This is a genomic window from Cohnella thailandensis (assembly GCF_014212135.1).
Taxonomy (GTDB): Bacteria; Bacillota; Bacilli; order Paenibacillales; family Paenibacillaceae; genus Cohnella; species Cohnella thailandensis.
Window position 1 is genome coordinate 21,066 of sequence record NZ_JACJVQ010000006.1, and the last position, 23,189, is coordinate 44,254.

The window sequence follows — 23,189 nt, forward strand, 5'->3', positions numbered from 1 at the left end:
TCAAGAAGACGTTAGCGGAGGGCTGAGAGATGAGCGAATCAATTATCTATTTGGACAATGCGGCGACCTCTTGGCCGAAGCCTCCATCGGTACAGGAAGCGATGGAGACATGCATGAGGGAAGCGGCGGCGAACCCCGGCAGGGGAAGCCACCGGATGGCCGTGCAAGCCAGCCGGGTTTTGTTTGAAGGCCGCAAGCAATTAGCGAAGCTTTTTCGAATAGCAAACCCCAACGATATCGCGTTTACCCTAAATACGACGCATTCCTTGAATACCGCTCTGCAGGGGTGGCTTAAGCCGGGAGATCACGTGATCACGACGGCTCTGGAGCATAACTCTATTCGCAGACCGCTAGAGGCTCTTAGAAGAAAGATAGGAATACAGATCACCTACGCGGAATCCAATTCTCTCGGCGTGCTGGATGCAGGTGCCATCGAGCGAGAGATTCGCCCTAACACGACGTTGATTGCCGTTACTCATAGCTCGAATCTTCTTGGCACGATCACGCCTGTCGGCGAGATCGGGCAGATAGCCAGGAGGAGAGGCGTTAAACTGCTCGTAGACGCGGCTCAGAGCGCCGGCGTGCTCGATATCGACGTGGAGGCGATGGGCATCGATATGCTGGCTTTTCCCGGGCATAAAGGGCTGATGGGCCCGCAGGGGACAGGCGGCTTGTATCTCCACCCTGACCTCGAACTGGAGCCTCTTATGCACGGAGGAACCGGCAGCGCCTCGGAATCTCCGGAACAACCGTCGACGCGGCCGGACCGCTACGAAGCGGGAACGCCCAATACGGTCGGTATTGCCGGATTGACCGAAGGGGTCAAGTTCGTGTTGGACCAGACGCCCGCTCAGATTCATCGGAGGGAGCTGGAGCTGACCCGAAAATTGATGGAGGGGCTGAGCGAAATAAACGGAGTTACGCTGCTCGGTCCCGGAATCCATACGGAGAGGACGGCGATCGTCTCTTACCTGCTGGACAACGTGGATCCCGCGGCGGTCGCGTTCCAATTGGACAGGCAGTACGGCATCGCCGTTCGGGCCGGCTTCCACTGCACGCCGCTAGGTCACCAAACGATCGGAACAACCGATACGGGGGCCGTTCGGGCAAGCCCGGGATATTTTACAACCGAATCGGATATCGTATCTTTGATCGATGCGACGAGGGAGCTCGTCCTCGCGCACGGCAAGTCCCATAGATTATAGAAGCAGCCAGAGCAACCGAGATGGGGAACATGGGGGAGAAAGCATGAACGGTTTGGACGATAACGTATGGCTTGCCATATTGGCAGGAGAAGGTTTCTTCATCGTTGTTTTATTGGTATGGGTCATTGTTCTAAGCGGCAAGCTGAAGAAGCTTGGCAGGGCTCATCGCCGATTGGTAGGCGAGACGGGCGTGCCGGAGCTCGAAGGCGTTCTGGAACAATTGCACGGCCGGATGGGAGTTCTCGAAGGCAACCGCGGGGAGCAGAACGCGCGATTGGACGAGCACGAGAAACGCCTTTCCGCGCTCAAGGGGCGAATCGGCGTTCATCGCTTCAATGCGTTCTCGGATTCGGGCAGCGATCTTAGCTTCTCGGTGGCCATCGTGAACGACAATCAGGATGGAGTTGTCATTACGGGCATTTACGGCCGGGAACAGACGTTCCTCTACGCGAAGCCCCTCGATAAAGGACAGTCGGCTTACATGCTCTCTCCCGAGGAGAAGATCGCGATCAGTCAGGCATCGCAAAAGGAATAGGGTTGCTTCGGTTCGCGCGGCTGTTGCGGATGGCCTGGCGAATCGTCGCGGCAATGATATCCGACATCTTGATAACGAGATTAAGACGGGTATTCTGGAGGACGAAATATTCCATGAAGCCCCCGACGTTAACGATGCCGGTCAAGTGAATGTCGCCGACCGGAGGAAGATCCTTGTTGACGCCGGCGCCGGGCCGAACGGGCCCGCTGCCGATCTGGATGCACCCGACGCTGGAGACTTGTCCGAGGCAGGCATCGACGGCGATAACATAGGGCTGCGGAATGTTGCGGGCGATCTTCTCCAGGGTGTCGCTTAGGTTCATGGCATGAACGGGATCGTCCAAAGTGCCGTAAAGATCGAATAAAGAGTGGTCCTCCCGCGATAGAGAGCTTCCGACGAGGGGGCCAAGGGAGTCTCCGGTGGAGCGGTCGGTGCCGACGCAGACAACGACGATCCGCCGATCCTGAGGCAATGGCTCTAATTGACTCTCCAGTCGCTGCGTCAACCGGCTTAAAACCGCCGGTTCGTTGTAATGGATTTTCAAAGAGTGAGGGGCCGCATCGCCGACCGATGATCCGGACCTTTTCTCCCAAGCGCCGTTCATTTGTTTGCCTCGCCTCCTCCCATGGGGTGTTACTAGTATATGGACACTGAAGCGCATTTATACTTTATGGTAGTCAACGCGCTAGCCGTGTTAGAAAGAGGGACGCATGGAACCGATGCTGATCGCTTTTGACTCCACGCAGCAGGCTCTGCGGGCGGAGATGCTGCTTGAGTATGCCGATGTGGAGATCGACATTCGCCCGACTCCGAAGGAGATTACCGCGGGATGCGCCTTGTCTATCGAATTTCCGCAAGAGGAACTGGAGAGCGTCAAACATGTTCTGCTTACGGAGAAAGTAGAGATTCGCGGTCTCTTCCGGTCGGCCGGACCCGGACTGTACGAGCAAATTCTGTGAGCAAGGAGGGGAAGGTCATGAGCTTGGCAGGCGTCACGGGGTTGCCAATGACCGATGAACCGAATACGATCAACGAAGTCATCGAGGAGAAGATGAACCTGTGGGAGCAATTCCTGGATGATATCTGGAACTCTGTTAGCGACACCGACTTATGGATGACGGTCTTAAAAGTCGTTCTTCGCATCCTTATGTTCTTGATTATCAGCAGCATAGCGAAACGAATTCTCTATCGGGTCATCGAGCACCTGATGGATCCGAGATCGTCAAAGCGCTTGAAGCTTCGCGCGCGACGGGTGCAGACCGTCGGCAAGCTTCTGAAGAACACGGTCTCTTACATCGTGAACTTCATCGTGATTCTTCTCATACTTGGCGAGTTCAATATCAATCTGGCTCCGCTGCTTGCGGGAGCCGGGGTCATCGGGCTTGCGATCGGCTTCGGGGCCCAGAGCTTGGTCAAAGACGTGATCACCGGGTTCTTTATCATCCTGGAGGATCACTTCTCCGTTGGCGACGTGATCGAGACCGGCAAGTTCAAGGGCACCGTCGAGATGATCGGCCTTCGCGCGACTAGGCTTCGCAGCTGGACGGGAGAGATCTATGTCATTCCGAACGGTTCGATTACGGACGTGACGAACTATTCGGTCAACAACTCCTTGGCCGTCGTGGATATCTCCGTAGCGGCTTCCGAGCAGCTGGATCAGGCGATGGACGTCGTCAGAGGCGTTCTGAGCCGCATCGAGGACGTTAATCTGGTCGGCACGCCCGAACTGCTAGGCGTACAGGCTATCACCGCCTCAGACGTCACTCTGCGCATCACGGCCGTATGCCGGCCGAATACCCAAGCGGTCGTCTCCAGGCACTTGTACGCGGAGATCAAGAAGGCCTTCGAGTCGGCGCGCAACCCGCGTTATTATTCGATGGAATCGGCAGAACGAATAGGAGGGGCTTAGAGTGGAGAAAAAGACCTTCGAGCTTGGCGATGTCGTTCAAATGAAGAAACAGCACCCGTGCGGAGCGAACGAGATGGAGATCATCCGTATGGGGATGGACATCCGCATCAAGTGCGTGAAGTGCAAGCACAGCATTCTTCTGCCGCGCGCCAAGTTCGAGAAGAGCTTAAAGAAAGTGCTTCGCTCGGGAGCGGGAACAGAGGCGGGCGGAGAAGAATCGACGGCCGAATAATTCCATCAACAAATCGTGCGAGAAGAGTTGCAAGCTTGGGCGATATGTGATATTATTTTTCTTGCTGCGGAGAGGTACCCAAGAGGCCCAAGGGGGTTGACTCGAAATCAACTAGGCGTCGCAAGGCGTGCGTGGGTTCGAATCCCACCCTCTCCGCCATAATACGCATAATACGAATATACAACCGATTCCTGGTACGCAGGGATCGGTTTTTTGGTGTTTACGGAGAATTGGAGGTTCCTTGGTTATCGGGCCTTGGTATCTTCAACTTTGGCGAACAAATGACGAAGAGCCCCTTGCGGGGCCCTCCGGGCGACGTTGATGAGTTGAAGTCGTTATCCACTCGTTGCTTCATCGTGCGAGGTTCGCGCGAAGCATGCGGCTTCACGTTCGTCCTGCGCACCAGCGCTTCGGTCCTAGCCGATCGAATCGGCTCCATCAGTGATGTGGAAGTGTGTCTTTAGCACAACCCTCCGTCCTACTCCGTTTGGTACGTCTCTTCCTTCGGCTCTTGCCTGCATGGGTTCAATGGAACCACACCTCTCTGTCCGTCGCCGAATGTTAGAATACCCATCGATACGAGGAATATACGTCGGATTCGTTACTCGTTGAACTTTTTCCACTTCCGCCTGTGATTGGACGTCTCGGGAAACCGTTCTCCGCGAAGGAGATGGATTCTCTTCGGATTCTTGATGCCGGTATGGAAGGAAGCTTCTCCGATCTCGATGTACTCTCCGTCGTTAGGCGCCCGCTGGCCGGGCTCGAATTCCGTCTGCTCACCCATGCTGTTCACCCCCTAATCCAAGCGTACGGATAGTGTAGGGGAGAAGGGGAGGGGTTATGCATGGGAGTGAGAGTGTGCTTGAGCGGGAACAAAGAGGGAGCGGCGGAAAATGAAAACGAATGAAGGGAAATTAGTGGAGAGAAGCGATGGACATTGACCCAAGAGGGCGCTTGTGATAAAGTAGATAGGTATGCTTTTTTGAATTAGATTGCATACTCCTTGCTCCTCGGCCGAGCGCGAATCGCCGTCTCGGTATGGGAATCGGGGGGCCAAAGACCAAAAGGAGGTGAACGGAAGATGCGCAACTATGAGTTGATGTACATCATCCGTCCGGACGTGGACCAAGAAACCGTTCAAGCTGTCGTGGAGAAATTCCAAGGCATTATCGTGAACGGCGGAGAGATCGTGAAGCAAGAAGTGCTCGGCAAGAAGCGCCTTGCTTACGAAATCAACAAGCACCGCGACGGGACGTATGTGCTGGTTCAATTCACGTCGGACTCTGCTGTCGTGAACGAGCTTGAGCGCGTTCTGAAGATTACGGACGAAATCATTCGTCACATGATCGTCAGAGAAGTCGTCGCTTAAGAAGAACTGACGCTGCATCCTGGCGGGTTACCGCCGTGAGTCGTCATTGTTGGGAGGGAACCAACCATGTTGAACCGGGTTATTCTGATCGGACGCTTGACCAAGGATCCTGAGCTTCGTTACACGCCTGCCGGCGTGGCCGTCGCGCAGTTCACGTTGGCCGTAGACCGTCCCTTCTCCCGCGATTCCGGGGGAGGAGAGCGCGAACGCGAGGCGGACTTCATTCCAATCGTGACCTGGCGCCAATTGGCCGAGACTTGCGCGAATTACCTTCGTAAAGGCCGTCTGGCTGCCGTAGAGGGACGCATTCAAGTGCGCAACTACGAGAACAACGAAGGCCGCAGAGTCTATGTCACCGAAGTCATCGCCGACAACGTGCGTTTCTTGGAATCGGCCAACCGCGAAGGCGGAGGCGGACAAGGACGCGACGAATTCGGCGGAGGGAATTCCGGCGGCGGGTACGGCGGAGGCGGTTATGGCAGCGGCGGCGGAAGCCGCAGCTCCGGATCGCGCAACAGCGGAGGCATGGATCCGTTCGCGAATGACGGCAAGCCGATCGATATTTCGGACGATGATTTGCCATTCTGAGGTCTGACTTAAGTCAGGCATTGGACACACGACATTGAACAGGAGTTGAATAGAATGAGCGAACAACAACAAGCAGCTCCAGCTGCTCGCGAAGAACGCGGACCACGCGGTCCTCGCGAAGGCGGAGAAGGCGCTCGCGAACCTCGCAAGTTCCGTCGCGGACGCAACAAGCGCCGTAAGGTGTGCTATTTCACGGTCAACAAGATCACTCATGTCGATTACAAGGATCTGGACTTGCTCCGCAAGTTCATCAGCGAACGCGGCAAGATCCTGCCGCGCCGCGTAACCGGCACGAAGGCGAAGTACCAACGCATGCTGACGGTTGCCGTTAAGCGCGCTCGCCAAATGGCGCTGCTGCCTTACACGACCGAGTAACATATCCCAATGACATAGCCCTTCCACCTATGATTGTATGTAGGTTGGAAGGGCTGTTTTTATAAAACAATGAAAGCTACATTAAATTTTCATAACATACGGAAGGGGTATCCCGGGTCAATGGACCCTCTTGGATACCCCTTTTGTTCAGGATTATGCTCTTGCGCCGCCGTCCACCGGCAGAACGACGCCCGTCACGTAAGAGGCGCGATCACTCAAGAGCCAGGCTGCCGCTTGCGCGATCTCATGAGGATCGGCAGCACGTCGAAGAGGCGTCACAGAGTTGCTTTTTTCGATAATATCTGGAACTTGAGCAACTAATCCCTCGATCATCTCGGTCATGGTGGTGCCAGGTGCAATAGCGTTTACCCGGATGCCCGAAGGCCCGTATTCAATGGCAGCCGTTTCGGTAAGACTATTAACAGCCCGTTTGGCGGCTCCGTAGACGGACAACCCCGGATTACCTCTGAAGCTGCCCACGCTGCTGTTATTGACAATGGCACCGATACCTGCAGTATCGAGCATCGCTTTGATTTCCGCCTTCATTGCCACCCAGATTCCTTTGTAATTTACAGCTTGAAGAAGGTCGAAATCTTCTTCTGTGACCTCTGTTATGGGCGAAAGGGGGGCCCCGATTCCAGCATTATTGAATGCTATATCCAGGCGGCCGTGACGTTCAACGGTCGTTTGAACCGCCCGTTCGATACTGGCGGAATCGGCAAGATCGGCTACAATATAATCGGCTTTACCGCCCTTAGCGATAATTTCCTCTACTCCGGAGCGCAGAGCTGCTTCCGTTCTTGCGACGAGCGTAACCGCTGCTCCTTCTTCGGCGAAGAGTTTGGCTGCCGCTGCTCCGATGCCGCGGCTGGCCCCTGTAACCAATGCTACCTTATTGCTAAGCATTCCCTCGGAATTATTATTTTTGTGCTGAGTTGCTGTTTGCATGGTCTGTCTCCTTTAAAATCGGTAATGGTTTGAAAGGCTTCAAACTGGGTTGAAGCCATTTCTACGACTGAGTATAATTTTCTAATATACTTCTGACGAGAGGTTGCTTGATCATAGGTTTCGGAGTAATAGGCAAGGAGGGGTTGAGATGAACGATAGCGAGCGCCGTTCGGCTCTCGGTCATTTTTTGCGCCAACGGAGGTCCAGCCTTACTCCAGAGGATGTGGGATTGCCGACCGGGAAGCGCCGCCGGACAGCCGGATTGCGTCGGGAAGAGGTTGCCCAACTGACGAATATCGGCACATCCTGGTACATGTGGCTAGAGCAGGGACGCGATGTCCGTCCATCCATACAAGTGCTGGAAAGTCTAGCTGCAGCTCTCAGGCTTAATCCCAACGAACGACGCCATCTCTTTTTTCTTGCGGGAGAATCGCTTCCTCCTTACGTGTCCCCTCATGAAGAAAGTATCGGGCCAGCCTTTCAAAGGATGCTGGATGACCTTAATCCGAATCCTGCATATATTTTGGGAAGACGCTGGGATTTTGTGGCCTGGAATGATGCTGCGAATGAGGCTTTCTCTATTTCCTCAGCATCCCCGCCTCATGAATTCAATTTAATCTGGCGGTATTTCACCGACCCTGTATGGAGGGGGCGCTTCAAGGATTTCGATCAAAAGGCTGCGGGAATGGTTGCGGAATTCCACACGGCATCAGCCCGCTACGTTGAAGATTCGTCATTTGCCGGATTAATTGAAGATCTTAAACGAGTAAGTCCTGAATTTGTCCGGCTATGGCCGCAGCATGAAACCCCCCGTTCTCTTGAAGGATTCAAAGAAGTGGAGCATCCTGACATGGGGCGCCTGGAGTTTGATCATATTACCCTGCAAATCCCCAATGATCCTGATATGAGAGTGATGATCTACACGCCTCTCGCAGCAACAAGGTCAAAGCTGCAAAAGCATTTGAAAAAGAAATCACTTGCAAAAAAGTAAGGGAGAAACCCTTAATAGCCGAAGCAAGGGCATTCGATGTGTGAATTTTATAACCTTAGGATATGGTGTCTTCAAAATCCGTCTTATATTTCACTTCGTAATCAGGCTACTCTCACTCTCTCAAGCATACATAAAATTGGTTACTGAGCCGTTAAGCCCGCACGCCAAATGGCGCTGCTGCCTTACACGACCGAAAATTCAAGGCCTCGTTTCGCGAGGCTGCTATCGATGGGACGGCTTCTATCCGATGATTATCGGATCGGAAGCCGTCTTTTTATGTTACCCTATTGTTGATAGGAATAAGGAACAGATCGCTGAAGAAGGAGAAGGGCCATGGGAGCTAAACTGTTGTACATAGAAGACGATAAGGAGATCGCGGATTTTGTACGCGGGCTGCTCAAGGAGCGCGGGTACGAGGTGATATGGCTCGCGAGCGGGGAGCGAGCAGTGGAAGAGGCTTCGGGCTGCCATCTCGCCCTGCTGGACGTCATGCTGCCGGGATTGGACGGCTTTACGGTCGGACAGCGGCTCAAGAAGGCGGAGCCGGCTCTCCCGATTCTTATGATAACGGCCCGTACGTCTATAGACGACAAGCTGCAGGGGCTGCAGTTCGCCGACGACTATCTCACGAAGCCGTTCCATCCCGAGGAGCTTCTGGCGAGGATCGAGGTGCTGCTGCGGCGGTTCCGGACCTCCGGCGCGGAGCCCATGGCCGTCAAGCATCTGCTAGTCTACGAGCAGGAGAACCGGATCGTAAACGGCGATTCGGGAGAGGAGATCCTCCTGACGGGCAAGCAGTTTCATATCTTCCATTACCTTCTCCGCCATGCCGGCCAGATCAAGACGAAGGAGCAGATCTACGAAGCCGTATGGAACGAGCCGTACCTGGAAGGGGACAAAACGCTGATGGTTCATATTCGTTATCTTAGGGAAAAGCTGGAGCGGGACCCGGCCGCGCCCGAAGTGATCGAGACGGTACGGGGCATCGGCTATAGGGTGAGAGCGTGAAGGGGAACGGACCGAAGGAGACCGCGGCGAAGTTCCGCCACTCCTTGCTCTCCCGATACCTGCTTATCGTTATGAGCGCGATCCTGCTTCTGCCGATCATTATCTCGCTGTCGTCCTTGTCCTATACTTTCCTGGGCGGCTTCCTGAAGAGCGGAGAATCATCGGAGCCGAAGTACGGCAACGCATCGCAGATGGAGTCCCTATGGCACGAGGAAGCGGGACAGCTTCGCGGCGGGGAGAACGAGCGGATCGAGCGGCGCCTGCGGGAACTGAAGGAGCGCTATCCCGAAGCGTCGATGTTCTGGGTCGACGGGGCGGGAGAGACGCGCCTTGTGCTGGCATCGGGGGAAGAGGGTTATCCCGTTCCGGAACGGTGGACGGCATCGGAAGCGATCCGGTTCATGAAGGCGAGCGTGAACGGAGACCCGTTCACCGTCGTCGCCTTCCTCGGAGAGGAGCATGAAGGACCGGATTTCATGGTGCTGCAGATGCCGCGAGAGCTGTTCCTGAGCACGGAGCCGACCGGATCGGTCATCTACTACGGCCTCTTCGTGATGGCGTTGTTCTTCTTGTTCGTTATGGTATCGCTGTTATTCTTCCGGAGAATTCGCCGGCGACTGCTTCGCCTTCAATGGGCCATGACGCTGAGAGGAGACGGAGGGCTTCCGCGGCCGATCGAGCAGAGCAAGCAGGACGAGATCGGCCAGCTCGAAGGAGCCTTCAACGCGATGGCGACGCACCTCGAAGAGAGCCGGGAACGGGAGCGGGAGGAGGAGAGCCTGCGCAAGCAGCTGATCGCGAATCTGTCGCATGATCTGAGAACGCCGCTTACCGTGATGAACGGCCACCTGCATTCGCTTAAGCGGGACAATCTAAGCGCCGACGGCCAAGAGGCATTGAAGCAATTGTCCGGCAAGGTAGGGGATATGGCAAGCTTGATCGACAATCTGCTCTCCTACACGCTAATGACAAGCGGGAAGTACCCGCTCAGGCTGGAGACGACGGACGTTCTCCGGCTCGTTCGGGAATCGGCGGCGGCTTGGTATCCCCTATGGGAGAAAGAAGGGATCGAAGCGGACATCGACCTGGAGAAAACGGGCGGACCGCTGGAGTGGAGAATCGACCGGGAGGGCTTCAAGCGGGTGCTCGACAATCTGTTCCAGAACGTCGTCCGCCATGCGGCGGACGGAGGCTATCTCGGCATTACCGTCGAGGGCGAAGGGAATGGCAGGTCCATCGCGATCGCCGACCGGGGTCAAGGAGGATTGCCAAGCGGCAAGGGAGCCGGAATCGGGCTGGCCATCGTCGGTTATCTATTGAAGGAGATGGAACTGGACTATCGCATGGAACGCTCCGAGACGGGGACGACCGTACGAATCCAGCCTAGAGGCGGGTGACGGGAACGTTGCCGCCTCTTTCATTTTTAAACGGAATTTAAACAAGGCCGCTCCTTGGGTTTAACCTTCCGCCTGTATCGTTATAGGCGAGGTGATTATCATGAGCGATTGGATTATTGAAACGATAGGTCTTAGCAAGTCCTATAAGGGGCGATATGCCGTCACGGATTTAAACCTGCGCATTCGGCCAGGCGATATTTACGGATTCCTAGGCCCGAACGGAGCAGGCAAGACGACGACGATCCGGATGCTCCTCGGCCTGATCAAGCCGACCTTAGGCTCGGTGCAGCTGTTCGGCAAGCCGCTGCATAAGGCGAGACTGGAGATCCTTCGCCAGGTCGGCTCGCTTGTCGAGTATCCTTCGTATTACGGGCACTTGACCGCGACCGAGAACCTGGAGGCGATCCGGCGAATTATCGACGTTCCGAAGTCGAGGATCGGGGAGGTGCTGGAGATCGTGGGGCTTGCGAAGGAAGCGCGCCGCGCCGTCAAAGGATATTCGCTTGGCATGAAGCAGCGGCTGGGAATCGCCAGCGCCTTGCTGGGCCAGCCGAAGCTGCTCATCCTCGACGAGCCGACGAACGGGCTGGACCCCTCCGGCATCCTGGAGATCCGGGAGCTGATCAAGAGCATGCCGTCGAAGTACGGGATTACGGTGCTGATCTCCAGCCACTTGCTTAGCGAAGTGGAGCAGATGGCCGGAACGGTCGGCATCATCCGGAATGGGGCGCTGGTGTTCCAGGATTCTATGCCAAGCTTGCGGAGGCAGGCCCAAAGCTCGATCTCGCTGAGAGTTTCGGAGCCGGAGCGGGCGCTAGCGAAGCTTAAGGGCGGAGGACTGAACGCGACTCTCGCACCGGCGAGCGGCTTCATCGAGCTGGCCAGCTGCCGAGACGACGAAGTGGCGCTGATCGTGCGAGGGCTGATGGAGCGCGGTCACGATATCTATCGGGTGGAGGAGCGAAGGAAGTCGCTCGAGGATCTGTTCCTGCAGATCGTGGAAGGCGGGAAGCCGTCATGATGGGCAGAGCGTTCTCCTCCGACCTGCTGAAGATCCGCCGCAAAGGACTATGGCTGCTCGCGATCGTCGCCCCGTTGGGGCTTCTGGCGATGCAGGCGCTGAACTTCGGGCTCCGTTACGATTACTTCTTGGAGCAATACGAAGACGAGCTGTGGGAACAGCTGCTGCAATACATGACGTACTTCGTCTCGATGTCCGTCTTGCTCGGCTGCACGTTGGTCAGCTCGCTCCTTGCGAACGTCGAACACGGGACTAGCTCTTGGAAGCAGCTGCTCGCGCTGCCGATCTCGCGGAGTTCCGTATTCGCGGCCAAGTTCGCGCTAAGCGCCCTACTGATGGCCTTCTCCTGCGTGTTGCTGGCGATCGGAACGGTCGTGTTCGGCCTGTCGTTCGGGTTCCCCCTGTCGTCGATGCCCCTCTGGGATATCGTTCGGCTGTCCTTCTTCCCGTACCTGGGGGCGATGCCGTTCCTGGCCTTCCTTCTCTCGATGTGCATCATGATGCGCAACCAAGCTATGCTGATCACCATCGGCGTTACCATAACGATCGTGTCCTTGTTCTCGACCTCGGCGCCGGAATGGCTGCCGCTCAATTGGCCCTTGTTCGCTTACTTGAGCGACAAGCCTTTCTGGTTCGCCGCGGCGGGAATCGTCACCGGCGCCGCGGTCGCGCTGATGGGCATGATCCGCTTCGAACGAAAGGATGTGGCATGAATGCCCGGATTCCGCAGGCTTCTCTCTTCCGAATGGATGAAGCTATCCAAATCCCGCGTCTGGCTGCTGGTTCCGGTCAGCCCGGCGATCGCGCTGCTGATCGGCGCGTTGGTCTCGTTCGATTCCGTGTCCGGTTCGGACAGATACCCGATTCTGTTGTCGGCCATGGGCCAATTCCACGCGATGTTCTTCCTCCCGATCCTGACCGGGATTCTGGCCGCCTTCGTGTGCCGTTACGAGCACGGCAGCGGGGGTTGGAAGCAGCTGCTGTCGCTCCCGGTCTCGCGGACCGGCGTCATCGCGGCCAAGCTGCTGATCATTGCCGTCTTGCTGGCAGCCGTGCAGCTGTTGTTCGCGGCGGCCGTTTATGTCGCGTCCGTCATCCACGGCTTCGCCCCGGAGCTTCCCTGGGGCGCGCTGGCGTCCGCGGTCGCGGGGAGCTGGCTTGGCTGCTTGCCGCTGGCGGCGCTGCAATTGGGCGTCTCCACGCTCTGGAGCAGCTTCGCGGCGCCGCTGGCCGTCAACGTCATGCTGACGCTGCCGAACATGCTCGTCGCCAATTCGGAGAAGATCGCTCCGTACTACCCTTGGGCCCAGCCGGCGCTGACGATGCTGAGAGGGGATGCGCTCGACTTCGGCGCGTTCGCCCTGCCAATCGAAAGCCTGCTCATCACCGTGCTCGGCAGCTTCGTAATTTTCCTGTCCGCAAGCCTCGTCTACTTCAATCGCAAGGAAATATAAAAAAACGCCTCGGAACTGCTCGTCCCGAGGCGTTACCTATAGCTTAGATCTGTTGAATCTTGATCAGGTTCGTGACGCCGGCCACTCCGGCCGGAGTGCCTGCGGAGATGACCACGTAATCTCCCTTATGCAGCAGACCGGTGCTGCCGCCGTTGCTGAGCGCCGATTCGATCATGGCGTCCGTCGACTCGGTCGCTTCTCCCTTGACAGGGATAACGCCCCACATGAGCGCCAGACGGGCCAGAACCTTCTCGTCCGGGGTGATGGCGATGATCGGAGCCTTCGGGCGGTGCTTGGACACCATGCGAGCCGTATAGCCGCTCACCGTCGGGGTCAGAATCGCCTTGGCATCGAGCTTCATGGACGAGCTGACGACCGCCTCGCTGATGATCTCGGTCACCGTTTCGCCTTGCGCCGCCGCTTGCTTGGCTGCCGCGCTGTTGGCGTACTCGTACATCGATTCGGCGCGCAGGGCGATGGAGGCCATCGTCGCGACCGACTGAACCGGGTATTTGCCCGCGGCGGACTCGCCGGAGAGCATGATGACGTCCGAGCCTTGAAGCACGGCGTTCGCGGTGTCGCTGACTTCCGCGCGGGTAGGACGAGGGTTGTATTGCATCGAGTCGAGCATGTGGGTCGCGACGATGACCGTCTTGCCGGCCAGGTTGCACTTCTCGATCATCTCGCGCTGGATCATCGGCACTTCTTCGACCGGAATCTCGACGCCGAGGTCGCCGCGGGCTACCATGATGCCGTCCGAAGCCTCGATGATGGCATCCAGATTCGTGACGCCTTCTTCATTCTCGATCTTGGAGATGATCTGAATATGCTCGGCGCCATGGTCCTTGAGAAGCTGGCGGATCTGCAGGACGTCCTCGGCCTTGCGGACGAAGGAAGCGGCGATGATGTCGACGCCTTGCTCGACGCCGAACGCGATATGCTTGACGTCGCGCTCCGTAACGCCCGGCAGCGTCGTGCGGATGCCCGGCAGGTTAACGCCCTTGTTCGGCTTGATGACGCCGCCGCTTACGATGCGGCAGACGACCGTCGTCGCCGTCGTGGATTCGACCGTCAGCTCGATCAAACCGTCGTCGATCAGAATGGTATTGCCCGGCTTCACCACGAGCGGAAGCTCGGAGTAGTTCACGTAGATCGTCTCCGAGTCTCCTTGGATCAGCTCGGTCGTCAGCGTAAGCAGATTGCCCGCCTCCAGCAAGTAAGAAGCTTCCTTCAGCTTGCCGATCCGAACCTCCGGTCCCTTGATGTCCATCAGAATCGGAACGATAGCGCCGGTCTCCTTAGCCGCTTGGCGAACGCGGTTCATCCGATCGCTATGATCGGACAGCTCGCCGTGAGCCATATTGAGCCGAGCGCAGTTCATCCCGGCTTCGATCATTTGCTTCAGAGTGTCTACCGACTCGCAAGCCGGGCCCATCGTACAAATAATTTTGGTCTTCCTCAGAATGCTCATATTCCTAGTTCCCTCCAGCGATTAATGCCTATCGGCTATATACCTCTATTTTAGACTCTAAATTGCTGATAACCTATGAAATATAGTACAATGATTGCAATATAGTACGATTACGAGGTTATCTCTGTGTTAAAGTTGAACGAGATCAGGCAAGACCGCGCGATGGAATGGTTCGAAGAGGCGAAGGGAGATCAACCCTACTTCACGCTAGTGTTCGTTAGCTACGGCAAGTGCGTTTACTGGGTCAATCAGGCCAAAATGATCCTCGAGAAGGGAGACGGGCTGCTCATTCCGTTCGGCACCCCTTACTATGCGAAGAGCATTCCTTCCGTTTTCCACGAGAAATTCGTCTTAACGTTCTTCCCCGCGGTGGGTTCGGCAAGGCTTGAGCTTCTCGGAGAGAAAAGTCCGGTCCGGATCAAAATCGCCGCTCTCGACGGGATGATCGACCGCTTGCGGACGATCGTGGAGGAGAACGAGGACAAGACGTGGCTTGCGGAGGTTCGGGCGGAAGCGATTCTCGCGGAGATTCTCGTGCTCTGGAGCCGGGAAAGGCGGCAAGGACCGGTCAGCCCCGCCGTGGATTACAATGCGCAGAGAATGAAGGACTATATCCAAGAGTATTACCGCGAGAAAATCACCAAGGAGATTCTCGGCGCGCACATCGGCAGAAGTCCGAACTACGCGGCCTCCTTGTTCCGAAGGGCGACCGGCCAGACGATCAGCGAGTTCGTTCACGTTACGCGCATGAAGAAGGCCGTTTATCTGCTGAAGGATTCCCTGTTGACGGTCGGGGAGATCTCGGAGATGCTCGGCTATCGCGACGTGTCTTATTTCAACCGGCTTTTTAAGAAGACGACGGGCAAGAATCCCTCCGATTACATGAGAGAGAGATAGATTGGGAGAAAGAGGAGGCGGGCCGGATGCAACCGGACCCGCCTTAGAATCGTTATATTCAGGAACGATCCCCCTAGATAATCGCAGAAAGGAAAGAAAATATACATCATGAATAAACATCGCAAAAGATGGTTGATAGCAAGCTGCCTAGCCGTTGCGCTGCTCGTCGCGTCGAGCGTCGGCTACTTCAACCGGGGCGCTCTCGCGGCCTGGGGCTTCGACGCGTTCGTATCGGGCAAGCTGGAGGAGCAATTGGCGGATACCTACGAGCCTTTAGCGAATCGGACGATCGAGACGGCGGCTCCGGTCAAAGTCGCGGAAGAGCCCTTCTCCCTGCTGCTGATGGGAGTCGACGCGCGCCCGGGACAGAAGGCCGGCCGCTCGGATACGCTGATCTATACGATCGTTCGCCCGAAGGACGGCAACGCGCTCATGGTCTCGATCCCTCGCGATACGTACGCGGAGATCGTCGGGAAGGACAAACAGGATAAGATCACCCACGCTTATGCGTTCGGAGGGCCGGAGATGGCCGTTAACAGCGTGGAGAAGCTGCTCGACGCGCCTATCGACCACTATGCTTCCATCAACTTCGAAGGCTTCGTCCAGATGGTCGATACGCTTGGCGGCATCTCGCTTCCGATCGCCCAGGATATCGTCAACAAAGGCGCGGACCACGAGAAGTTCACCATCAAGGCGAACAAGGAGCTCTATTCCGGGCAAGAAGCTCTGAACTACGTCCGGTACCGCGAAGACGCGGGCGGCGACGTCTCCCGGACCGAACGAAACCGGGTCTTCCTGGAGTCTCTTATGCACAGGGCGACTTCCTTAAAGCAATGGAACGAAATCCCGCAGCTTCTGGGCATCGTCGGAGAGAACTTCCGGACCGACCTGACGCCTTCCGAGCTGACCGATCTAGCCAAGCAATTCCTGCAGACAGAGCTTCGGATCCGCAGCTATACTCTTCATGGGACCGGAGAGCGAATGGGCAAGCAGAACCTCTGGTACTTCGTGGCGGACAAGGAGGATCTGGCGGACGTTCGGGAGACGATCGCGGAATGGCGGGACCCGGCAACGCCGGCATCCGAGCTGACCGTTCCGGGCGACGCGGCGGCCGCGACTTCGCCGTCGACCGAAACGGCAGGTACAAGCGGATAAGAAAAATAAGGATCAGATAAGAAAATCTTTAGAAAATACTGGAAGGTACTCGTAGTGCCGCCCCTCGGCCACGTGGTATAATTGTTTTCGGCATAGATAGGTTCCTGACAGAGGAGAGGTAAAGATGAACATCGCTTTTTTCCTTCTGCCGAAGCAGGAGGTCGTCTGTGTGAAGGAGAACGCGACCCTCAGACAGACGTTGGAGAAAATGGAGCGTTACCGCTACACGGCCGTGCCCGTGCTTACCGCCGAAGGCAAATACGTAGGCACGGTGACGGAAGGAGATCTGCTCTGGTTCATGAAGAACCATCTGGATCTCAGCTTCGACCAGGCCCATCGGGTCCTGCTGTCCGAGGTTCCGCTGCGGCTCAACAACCGCCCCGTAAGAATCGACGCGAACATGGAGGACCTTATCTCCCTCGCGAAGACGCAGAACTTCGTTCCGGTCGTCGACGACATGAGCAGTTTTATCGGAATCGTACGAAGAAGCGACATTATCGATTATTGCGAGAGGCTTCTTATCGCTCCCGTGATGGATGAGAAGCTTCTTGGAAGGGAAGCCTAAGAGCATACTCGCTGACGATTGCATGCCATCCATTCCATAAAGCGAGATATGGAGGACCGAATGACAAAGAAGCCGAGATCCCGTACCAGGATCGGAGTCGTCTTGTTATCGGGCGCGGCAGCAGCGTTGGCGCTTGCTGGAGCTCTGCGGTTAGGCGACCCGTCGAATACGCAACCCGCCCGAGCACCCTCCGTGAGAGACACGGAGGGTGTTCTCGTACCGGACTACCCCCCAGGCCGCCCGCCTGCCAGCAAGCCCGCCGCCGCATCGCCCGAACCGATACTGGAAGCCGCAACGCCGCAAGAATTGGAGAATGTTTACGACGTCGTGATTCGCGGCGGAAGAGTCATCAACCCGGAGACCGGCCTGGACCGGACGGGATGGAATGTCGCGATTGAGGGCGGCACCGTCGCTCTGGTGACCGATCAAGAAGTGAAAGGGCGGAAGTCCATTGACGCCAGGGGCCTCGTCGTGGCGCCGGGCTTCATCGACAATTTGTCGTACGATCCCAATCCTCTCGGAGTATGGAACAAAATCGCCGACGGCGTCACGAGCAACATCGCCATGCACGGAGGCACCTCCTCTCCTGAGAAATGGTATTCGTACTACGCCCGCAACCGCACTCCCGTGCATTTCGGCGCGTCTTTCTTCTATACGCAATCTCGCAACCAATTCGCGATCAGCCGATACGATCCGGCGACTCCCGTGCAGAGCGAGCTGCTCGTCGAACAGGCGGAGAAGGCGCTTAACGAAGGGGCGCTCGGAATTTCCTTCAGCTTGGAATACGTTCCGGGAATCGGGCCGTCGGAGATTCTGCCGCTGATGAGACTGGCGCACGAGTACAACGTTCCGGTTTATTTCCACGCCCGATATTCGGACATGGAGGAGCCGGGGACGAACATCGAGGCGATTCAAGAGCTGATCGATTACGCGGAGCAGACGGGAGCGGCCGTTCACGTCGACCATATCAATAGCACGGGCGGAACCTTCTCGATGAAGCAGTCGCTCGCGATGCTGGAGGGAGCCAGGAAGAAGGGCCTCGATCTGACCGCGTGTACATACCCTTACGATTACTGGGGAACTTACCTCAACTCGGCCCGGTTCGACGAAGGCTGGCAGCAGCGGTTTCGCATCGGGTACCACGATCTTCAGATCGCGGGAACGGACGAGAGGCTGACGGAGCCCACGTTCAAGGTATACCGGAAGCAAGGAAAGCTGGCCGTCGCCTACGCCATTCCCGAGCAGGATATCGTCGATTCCCTCTCGTCCCCGTTCGTCATGATAGGCAGCGACGCGATCCTCGAGCCGGGACATAACAATCATCCGCGCGCTTCGGGCACGTTCGCCCGCACGATCGGGCTCTATTCGCGCGATCACGCCGTCATCCCGCTGATCGACGCGATCGGCAAGATGACGCTGATGCCGGCGCAGCGGCTGGAGAAGCAAGCTCCGGCGCTGAGGAGAAAGGGCAGGCTCGCAAAGGGGATGGACGCGGATATCGTTATTTTCGACTACGGGAAAATCAGCGATAGGTCCACCGTCGAGAAGCCCGACCTTCCTTCGGAGGGAATCCGCTACGTCCTTATCGGAGGCCGGATAGCTCTCGACGACAAGGGTTTGCACAAGAATGTTAGAGTCGGGCAGCCGATCCGCAGCGAATTCGTCCGGTACGGGGGAGTTAAAGGATTTCTGACGCTGCAGAGAGGGGCGGAGAGCGTCTCCGTTCCGACCGCGGACTACCGGGGGGCGGATTACGTCGACGCGGACGTCCTGAAGGCGCTGGGCCGCGCCTTGGACTGGGATTCCAAGAGCCGCGCGTTGAAGCTGGGAGCGGCGTCGGGCCGCTTCCCTGCTCTCTCGAAGCTTGCGGAGGCCGCGAAGCCGGAGAATAACGAGCTCATGCTGGAGCGGGGATACCGATTGGAGTGGGAAGCGGGGTCGGCTCCGCTGCTCTCCGTCGGAGATCGGCATTACGTGGCCGTCGAGGAGCTGAAGAAGCTCGGGGTGACCCTAGCAAGAAGCGAAGAAGGATGGACGGCGTCCGTTCCGGAACAATAGTCGATTAGCGGCAGGCGCTCGCTCTCTTGCAGGGGACGGGTTGCCTGCCGCTTGCGCGAGGAGGCCGGCGCGCCATTCCGGCGGGTACTCCGACCGGCAATCCGGCGCGGAGATGCGACGGCGGGAGCGGACGTCTCGTAGTAGATACTGAGCCATTATGTGATATAATGAAGATTGCAGCTTTCTGGGCAGACACCGCGAAGCTTAGCTTGGAGAGGATGAGTTCAAGCGATGGAACGCGAAACAGATGTCGCCACTCGGGCAAGGCTGATCGAGTGGCTGAAGACGGAAGTAGTCGATCAGGTTGCAAGATTGTTCAAGGCGATGTGGGACGGAAGCGGAGCCCGCATCACCGATAGCTTGGCAGGCTTAATCGCGTCCGGCTACATTCTGGGCAGGCGCCTCGGGATCTCCTACCGGGATCTGGATGCGGCCTTGGCGGATAAGCTGGCTAAGCTCAAGCAAGAAGGACATCAGTTGGAAGATCTCTATCGCGATCTGTCCGCATTAGAAGAACATATCCGCAAGAGGTGACTCTGTTTGAAGATTGGCTGGAAGTCCGTGGCGTGGAGCGCGGTGGCACTTCTCGTGCTGCTGAGCATCCCTACCTCTCTCATCGTGATTACGTTATTCCTGCTTATGGCGCCATTGGTTATCCTGTACACCATGCTGAAGCCGCTTTCGTTCGTTGCCCACGTCGCGTGCATCGGGATTGCCGCTTTCGCCTTGATGGGGTCGTATTCCCTTGCTTCGTTGGTGTTCGGATTGTTCTTCCTGATTCCCGCGGCGGTCATGGGCCATCTGTACAAGAGGCGAATGCCGGCGAGAACCGTCGTCACCGTCGCCATGGTCGTCCTTCTCGTGCAGCTGCTGGTCGAGCTTGCGATTTTCTCCGTGCAGTACGATCTGAATTTATCTTCGGAGCTTGCTTCGCTAATCGAAGAATCCCTGAAGCAGCTTCAGACGGATACGCTGATGCCGGCCGATTGGGCGGCGGAGACGTCCGTCACTCTCGGGGACGCCATCACGAAGATGCTGCCGGTTCTGCTGCTTCTGACTTCCTTCATGATGGCCGTCGTCACCCATGTCCTCGCTAGGCGGGGGCTTGCGCTCATGGGGATCGTGATCCCGGGAATGACCGCCATGAAGAACTGGATGCTGCCGCGCAGCTTGGTTTTCTACTACCTGATAGCTTTGGTGCTTAGTTACACGATCTCGCCGGAGAGCACGGGATTCTGGAGCACGGTGACGGCCAATGCCGTGCCGCTCCTGAAGTTCGCTTTTACGATCCAAGCGATCGCTTTCTTCTTCTTTCTGGCCGACGCGAAGAATTGGAACAAAGCCGTACCCGTCATCATCGCGATCCCGCTGCTTATCTTCCCGCCGTTCTACCTGATCGGACTCCTCGACACGGCGTTCCCTATTCGCAAGAACTTCGAAAAGAAAGGCTAGCTCCCGTCTAGCGGGCCGATGCCCGCCAGGCGGACGGCCGATCGCCGCCAGCGACAGGGTCCCGGAGGCATAAGTGCGGCATGGACATACATTGGGACCGTCCCGGGAAGGATTCGGGACGGTCCGAACAAGGGAGCGGAGCTTTATCATGCCTAAGTTTCTCGTTCAGCGTTGGCATGGCATGCATATCGTATGGGCAATGGTGCTGGTGTTGCTGCTGACCGTTGCCCTCGCTTGGTACGAATGGGTGCTGGGTCTGATCGGTCTATTGCTGGGAGGCGCCATCGGCGTCTATTCGATACTGGCCGAGCGGGCTTTCCGCAAAGACCTGAACGATTACGTACTCACTCTTTCCCATCGAATCAAAGGGGTCGCGAACGATGTCATCGGCACGCTGCCCTTCGGCATTATCGTGTACAACGAGGATAAAGAAGTTCAATGGCATAATTCCTACATCTCCGCGCTGATCGGACGCTCCACCGTTATCGGGGTTTCTCTGGCCGAGCTTTTCCCCGGCGTTACCGTTCCCGCGAAGGAGAAAGACGCGAGCAAGCTGGAGACGACGCTGAACGGAAGGATTTACGAGTTGCTCTTTCGGCAGCAAGAGCGCATGCTGTATGTAAAAGACGTCACCGAGCACTGGACTCTCGCGAAGAAGTACGAGGACGAGAAGCTGGCGCTGGGAATCGTCATGCTGGATAACCTGGAAGAAGTCGCGCAAGGGATGGATGAGCAGCAGCGCGCGATCATGCTGTCCAAGGTAGCCGGCGAAATTACGGAATGGGCCAACAAATACGGCTTGTTCCTGCGGAGATTGTCATCGGACAAGTATATGGTCGTGACGAACCAATTGGCGCTGAAGCAGCTGGAGCAATCGCGCTTCGAGCTGCTGGACGAGGTGCGGGAGCTGACGATGAACCTGAAGCTTCCGCTAACTCTCTCGATCGGCTTCGCTTCCGGCAGCGACTCCGTGGTCGAGCTTGGGCAGCTGTCCCAAGGCAGTCTCGATATCGCGCTGGGCCGCGGAGGGGATCAGGCCGTCGTGAAGTTCGGCCAGCGCCAAAGCTTCTACGGCGGCAAGAGCAACGCGGTCGAGAAGCGCACGAGAGTAAGGGCGCGGGTCATCTCCCATGCGCTGCGCGATCTAATGAAAGAGAGCGAGAACATCATCGTCATGGGGCACAAGATGCCCGACATGGACGCGATCGGCGCCGCCATCGGGGTGGTGAAGGCCGCCCAGCAGTTCGGCAAGGAAGCGTTCATCGTGCTCGAGGGAATCAATCCGGCCATTCAGAAAATGATGGATATGCTTCGCGAGGACGAGAAGCTGTACCGACGCTTCATCAGTCCGGAGCAGGCGCTGGGCATGACGAGCAAGCGGTCGCTGGCCGTCGTCGTGGATACCCACCGGGCTTCGATGGTCGCGGAGCCGAGGCTGCTGCAGCTGACGGACCGCATCGTGCTGGTCGATCACCACCGGCGGAGCGAGGAGTTCATCGACGATGCCGTGCTCGTGTATATGGAGCCGTACGCTTCGTCCACGTGCGAGCTGGTCACCGAGCTGCTGCAGTACATCCACGAACGGGTGGTGCTCGACCTGCGCGAAGCGACCGCGCTGCTCGCCGGCATCACGGTCGACACGAAGAATTTCGCGCTTCGCACGGGCTCCCGCACGTTCGAGGCCGCTTCCTTCCTCCGCCGCAACGGAGCGGATCCGATTCTCATCCAGCGAATGCTGAAGGAGGATCTGGAGGAGTACATCAAGAAGGCGGAGATTATCCAGCACGCGGAGATGTATCGCGAGCATATCGCCATCGCGGTGGCCGACACCGGCAAGCCGATTCCGCAGCTGCTCATCGCCCAGGCGGCCGACACGCTGCTGAACATGACGGGAATCAAAGCGTCCTTCGTCATCGGAATGCGTCCCGACGGGCAGGTCGGGATCAGCGCCCGCTCGCTCGGGCAGATCAACGTGCAGGTCGTCATGGAACGTCTCGGCGGAGGAGGGCATCTGTCCAACGCCGCCTGCCAGATGCAGGGCAAGACGGTTCAGGAAGTGGCGGCCACGCTCAAGCAAGTTCTTAAAGAATTCGAGGGAAAAGAGGGGATACTGGAATGAAGGTTATTTTTCTCCAGGATGTGAAGGGTCAAGGCAAGAAAGGCGAAGTGAAGGAAGTGTCCGAGGGCTACGCGCGCAACTTCCTTCTCCCGAAGGGTTACGTGCAGATCGCGACGGAAGGCGCTAAGAAGACGCTGGATCAGATCAACGCGTCGGCTCAGAAGCAGAAGGAGCGCGAGAAGGCGGAAGCGAAGGCTCTCGCCGAGAAGCTGTCCGGGATGACGGTCGTCATCAAGGCCAAAGCGGGCGAAGGCGGCCGTCTGTTCGGCGCCATTACGAGCAAGCAGATCGCGGAAGCTCTCGAGAGCCAGAAGATCGTCATCGACAAGCGGAAGATCGAGCTGAGCGATCCGATTCGCACGCTCGGCGTCACGAAGGTGCCGCTTAAATTGTATCCCGAAGTGAAGGGCACGCTAAACGTGCAAGTCGTGGAGGAGTAA

The 23,189-nt window shown here is 57.3% G+C and carries 26 protein-coding genes and 1 tRNA gene; 23 read left to right on the forward strand and 4 right to left on the reverse strand.

What is annotated here, in order from left to right; genetic code table 11:
• Positions 1 to 29: 29 nt before the first annotated feature.
• Complete coding sequence (locus H7B67_RS07990) at positions 30 to 1,205, forward strand: aminotransferase class V-fold PLP-dependent enzyme (RefSeq protein ID WP_185119287.1); 1,176 nt, start codon at positions 30 to 32, stop codon at positions 1,203 to 1,205.
• A gap of 43 nt (positions 1,206 to 1,248) precedes the next feature.
• Positions 1,249 to 1,740, forward strand: coding sequence for a DUF4446 family protein (locus H7B67_RS07995; RefSeq protein WP_185119288.1), 492 nt, complete (start codon positions 1,249 to 1,251; stop codon positions 1,738 to 1,740).
• Here H7B67_RS07995 and yyaC read toward each other — a convergent pair.
• On the reverse strand, positions 1,715 to 2,344 hold the full coding sequence (yyaC, locus tag H7B67_RS08000; RefSeq protein WP_185119289.1) for a spore protease YyaC: 630 nt from the start codon (positions 2,342 to 2,344) through the stop codon (positions 1,715 to 1,717). The genes H7B67_RS07995 and yyaC overlap by 26 nt on opposite strands.
• A gap of 115 nt (positions 2,345 to 2,459) precedes the next feature.
• On the opposite strand from yyaC, the gene H7B67_RS08005 reads away from it, so the two are divergent.
• From H7B67_RS08005 to H7B67_RS08020, 4 genes are all read left to right on the forward strand, one after another.
• Positions 2,460 to 2,699, forward strand: a complete 240-nt coding sequence (locus H7B67_RS08005; RefSeq protein ID WP_185119648.1) for a putative Se/S carrier protein — start codon at positions 2,460 to 2,462, stop codon at positions 2,697 to 2,699.
• A 17-nt stretch (positions 2,700 to 2,716) separates the two neighbouring features.
• Complete coding sequence (locus H7B67_RS08010; protein ID WP_245363202.1) at positions 2,717 to 3,649, forward strand: mechanosensitive ion channel family protein; 933 nt, start codon at positions 2,717 to 2,719, stop codon at positions 3,647 to 3,649.
• A 1-nt stretch (position 3,650) separates the two neighbouring features.
• The gene (locus H7B67_RS08015) at positions 3,651 to 3,881 is read left to right on the forward strand and encodes a DUF951 family protein (protein WP_185119290.1); all 231 of its coding nucleotides are present in this window, start codon (positions 3,651 to 3,653) and stop codon (positions 3,879 to 3,881) included.
• A 68-nt stretch (positions 3,882 to 3,949) separates the two neighbouring features.
• Positions 3,950 to 4,040, forward strand: a tRNA-Ser gene (locus H7B67_RS08020).
• 442 nt (positions 4,041 to 4,482) lie between these two features.
• Here H7B67_RS08020 and H7B67_RS08025 read toward each other — a convergent pair.
• Entirely contained in the window at positions 4,483 to 4,665 is a 183-nt protein-coding gene (locus tag H7B67_RS08025; RefSeq protein WP_185119291.1) for a YjzC family protein, read from the reverse strand.
• Positions 4,666 to 4,962: 297 nt separating this feature from the next.
• On the opposite strand from H7B67_RS08025, the gene rpsF reads away from it, so the two are divergent.
• From rpsF to rpsR, 3 genes are all read left to right on the forward strand, one after another.
• Entirely contained in the window at positions 4,963 to 5,250 is a 288-nt protein-coding gene (gene rpsF, locus H7B67_RS08030) for a 30S ribosomal protein S6 (protein ID WP_185119292.1), read from the forward strand.
• Positions 5,251 to 5,316: 66 nt separating this feature from the next.
• The gene (ssb, locus tag H7B67_RS08035; RefSeq protein ID WP_185119293.1) at positions 5,317 to 5,838 is read left to right on the forward strand and encodes a single-stranded DNA-binding protein; all 522 of its coding nucleotides are present in this window, start codon (positions 5,317 to 5,319) and stop codon (positions 5,836 to 5,838) included.
• Between the two features lie 54 nt (positions 5,839 to 5,892).
• A complete protein-coding gene (gene rpsR / locus H7B67_RS08040; protein WP_185119294.1) occupies positions 5,893 to 6,213 on the forward strand; it encodes a 30S ribosomal protein S18 in 321 nt (106 codons plus the stop codon).
• Between the two features lie 153 nt (positions 6,214 to 6,366).
• Here rpsR and H7B67_RS08045 read toward each other — a convergent pair whose 3' ends face one another.
• Positions 6,367 to 7,161, reverse strand: coding sequence for an SDR family NAD(P)-dependent oxidoreductase (locus H7B67_RS08045; RefSeq protein ID WP_185119295.1), 795 nt, complete (start codon positions 7,159 to 7,161; stop codon positions 6,367 to 6,369).
• A gap of 148 nt (positions 7,162 to 7,309) precedes the next feature.
• On the opposite strand from H7B67_RS08045, the gene H7B67_RS08050 reads away from it, so the two are divergent.
• The 6 genes from H7B67_RS08050 to H7B67_RS08075 all read left to right on the forward strand — a co-directional run bounded on the left by H7B67_RS08050 (position 7,310) and on the right by H7B67_RS08075 (position 13,032).
• Positions 7,310 to 8,152, forward strand: a complete 843-nt coding sequence (locus H7B67_RS08050; protein ID WP_185119296.1) for a helix-turn-helix transcriptional regulator — start codon at positions 7,310 to 7,312, stop codon at positions 8,150 to 8,152.
• 333 nt (positions 8,153 to 8,485) lie between these two features.
• Positions 8,486 to 9,160 carry a response regulator transcription factor gene (locus H7B67_RS08055; RefSeq protein WP_185119297.1) on the forward strand — a complete coding sequence of 225 codons (675 nt, stop codon included), beginning with the start codon at positions 8,486 to 8,488 and terminating at the stop codon, positions 9,158 to 9,160.
• Positions 9,157 to 10,557: a sensor histidine kinase gene (locus H7B67_RS08060; RefSeq protein ID WP_342592384.1), complete on the forward strand. Its 1,401-nt coding sequence runs from the start codon at positions 9,157 to 9,159 to the stop codon at positions 10,555 to 10,557. Before H7B67_RS08055 ends, H7B67_RS08060 begins: the two co-directional genes overlap by 4 nt.
• Before the next feature lie 100 nt (positions 10,558 to 10,657).
• A complete protein-coding gene (locus tag H7B67_RS08065) occupies positions 10,658 to 11,578 on the forward strand; it encodes an ABC transporter ATP-binding protein (RefSeq protein ID WP_185119298.1) in 921 nt (306 codons plus the stop codon).
• Positions 11,575 to 12,291, forward strand: coding sequence for an ABC transporter permease (locus H7B67_RS08070; RefSeq protein ID WP_185119299.1), 717 nt, complete (start codon positions 11,575 to 11,577; stop codon positions 12,289 to 12,291). Before H7B67_RS08065 ends, H7B67_RS08070 begins: the two co-directional genes overlap by 4 nt.
• Positions 12,292 to 13,032: an ABC transporter permease gene (locus H7B67_RS08075; RefSeq protein ID WP_185119300.1), complete on the forward strand. Its 741-nt coding sequence runs from the start codon at positions 12,292 to 12,294 to the stop codon at positions 13,030 to 13,032. It begins immediately after the preceding gene.
• 43 nt (positions 13,033 to 13,075) lie between these two features.
• Here H7B67_RS08075 and pyk read toward each other — a convergent pair whose 3' ends face one another.
• A complete protein-coding gene (pyk, locus tag H7B67_RS08080; protein ID WP_185119651.1) occupies positions 13,076 to 14,494 on the reverse strand; it encodes a pyruvate kinase in 1,419 nt (472 codons plus the stop codon).
• Between the two features lie 135 nt (positions 14,495 to 14,629).
• Here pyk and H7B67_RS08085 point away from each other — a divergent pair, with 135 nt between their 5' ends.
• From H7B67_RS08085 to rplI, 8 genes are all read left to right on the forward strand, one after another.
• The gene (locus H7B67_RS08085) at positions 14,630 to 15,400 is read left to right on the forward strand and encodes a helix-turn-helix domain-containing protein (protein ID WP_185119301.1); all 771 of its coding nucleotides are present in this window, start codon (positions 14,630 to 14,632) and stop codon (positions 15,398 to 15,400) included.
• Between the two features lie 108 nt (positions 15,401 to 15,508).
• On the forward strand, positions 15,509 to 16,555 hold the full coding sequence (locus H7B67_RS08090; protein ID WP_185119302.1) for an LCP family protein: 1,047 nt from the start codon (positions 15,509 to 15,511) through the stop codon (positions 16,553 to 16,555).
• A gap of 124 nt (positions 16,556 to 16,679) precedes the next feature.
• Positions 16,680 to 17,120 carry a CBS domain-containing protein gene (locus tag H7B67_RS08095; RefSeq protein ID WP_185119303.1) on the forward strand — a complete coding sequence of 147 codons (441 nt, stop codon included), beginning with the start codon at positions 16,680 to 16,682 and terminating at the stop codon, positions 17,118 to 17,120.
• 60 nt (positions 17,121 to 17,180) lie between these two features.
• Positions 17,181 to 19,178: an amidohydrolase family protein gene (locus H7B67_RS08100; RefSeq protein ID WP_245363201.1), complete on the forward strand. Its 1,998-nt coding sequence runs from the start codon at positions 17,181 to 17,183 to the stop codon at positions 19,176 to 19,178.
• 231 nt (positions 19,179 to 19,409) lie between these two features.
• On the forward strand, positions 19,410 to 19,712 hold the full coding sequence (locus H7B67_RS08105; protein ID WP_185119305.1) for a MazG-like family protein: 303 nt from the start codon (positions 19,410 to 19,412) through the stop codon (positions 19,710 to 19,712).
• 6 nt (positions 19,713 to 19,718) lie between these two features.
• Positions 19,719 to 20,630, forward strand: coding sequence for a DUF2232 domain-containing protein (locus H7B67_RS08110; protein WP_185119306.1), 912 nt, complete (start codon positions 19,719 to 19,721; stop codon positions 20,628 to 20,630).
• Positions 20,631 to 20,778: 148 nt separating this feature from the next.
• Positions 20,779 to 22,749, forward strand: coding sequence for a DHH family phosphoesterase (locus H7B67_RS08115; protein WP_185119307.1), 1,971 nt, complete (start codon positions 20,779 to 20,781; stop codon positions 22,747 to 22,749).
• The gene (rplI, locus tag H7B67_RS08120) at positions 22,746 to 23,189 is read left to right on the forward strand and encodes a 50S ribosomal protein L9 (protein WP_185119308.1); all 444 of its coding nucleotides are present in this window, start codon (positions 22,746 to 22,748) and stop codon (positions 23,187 to 23,189) included. The genes H7B67_RS08115 and rplI overlap by 4 nt, the downstream gene beginning before the upstream one ends.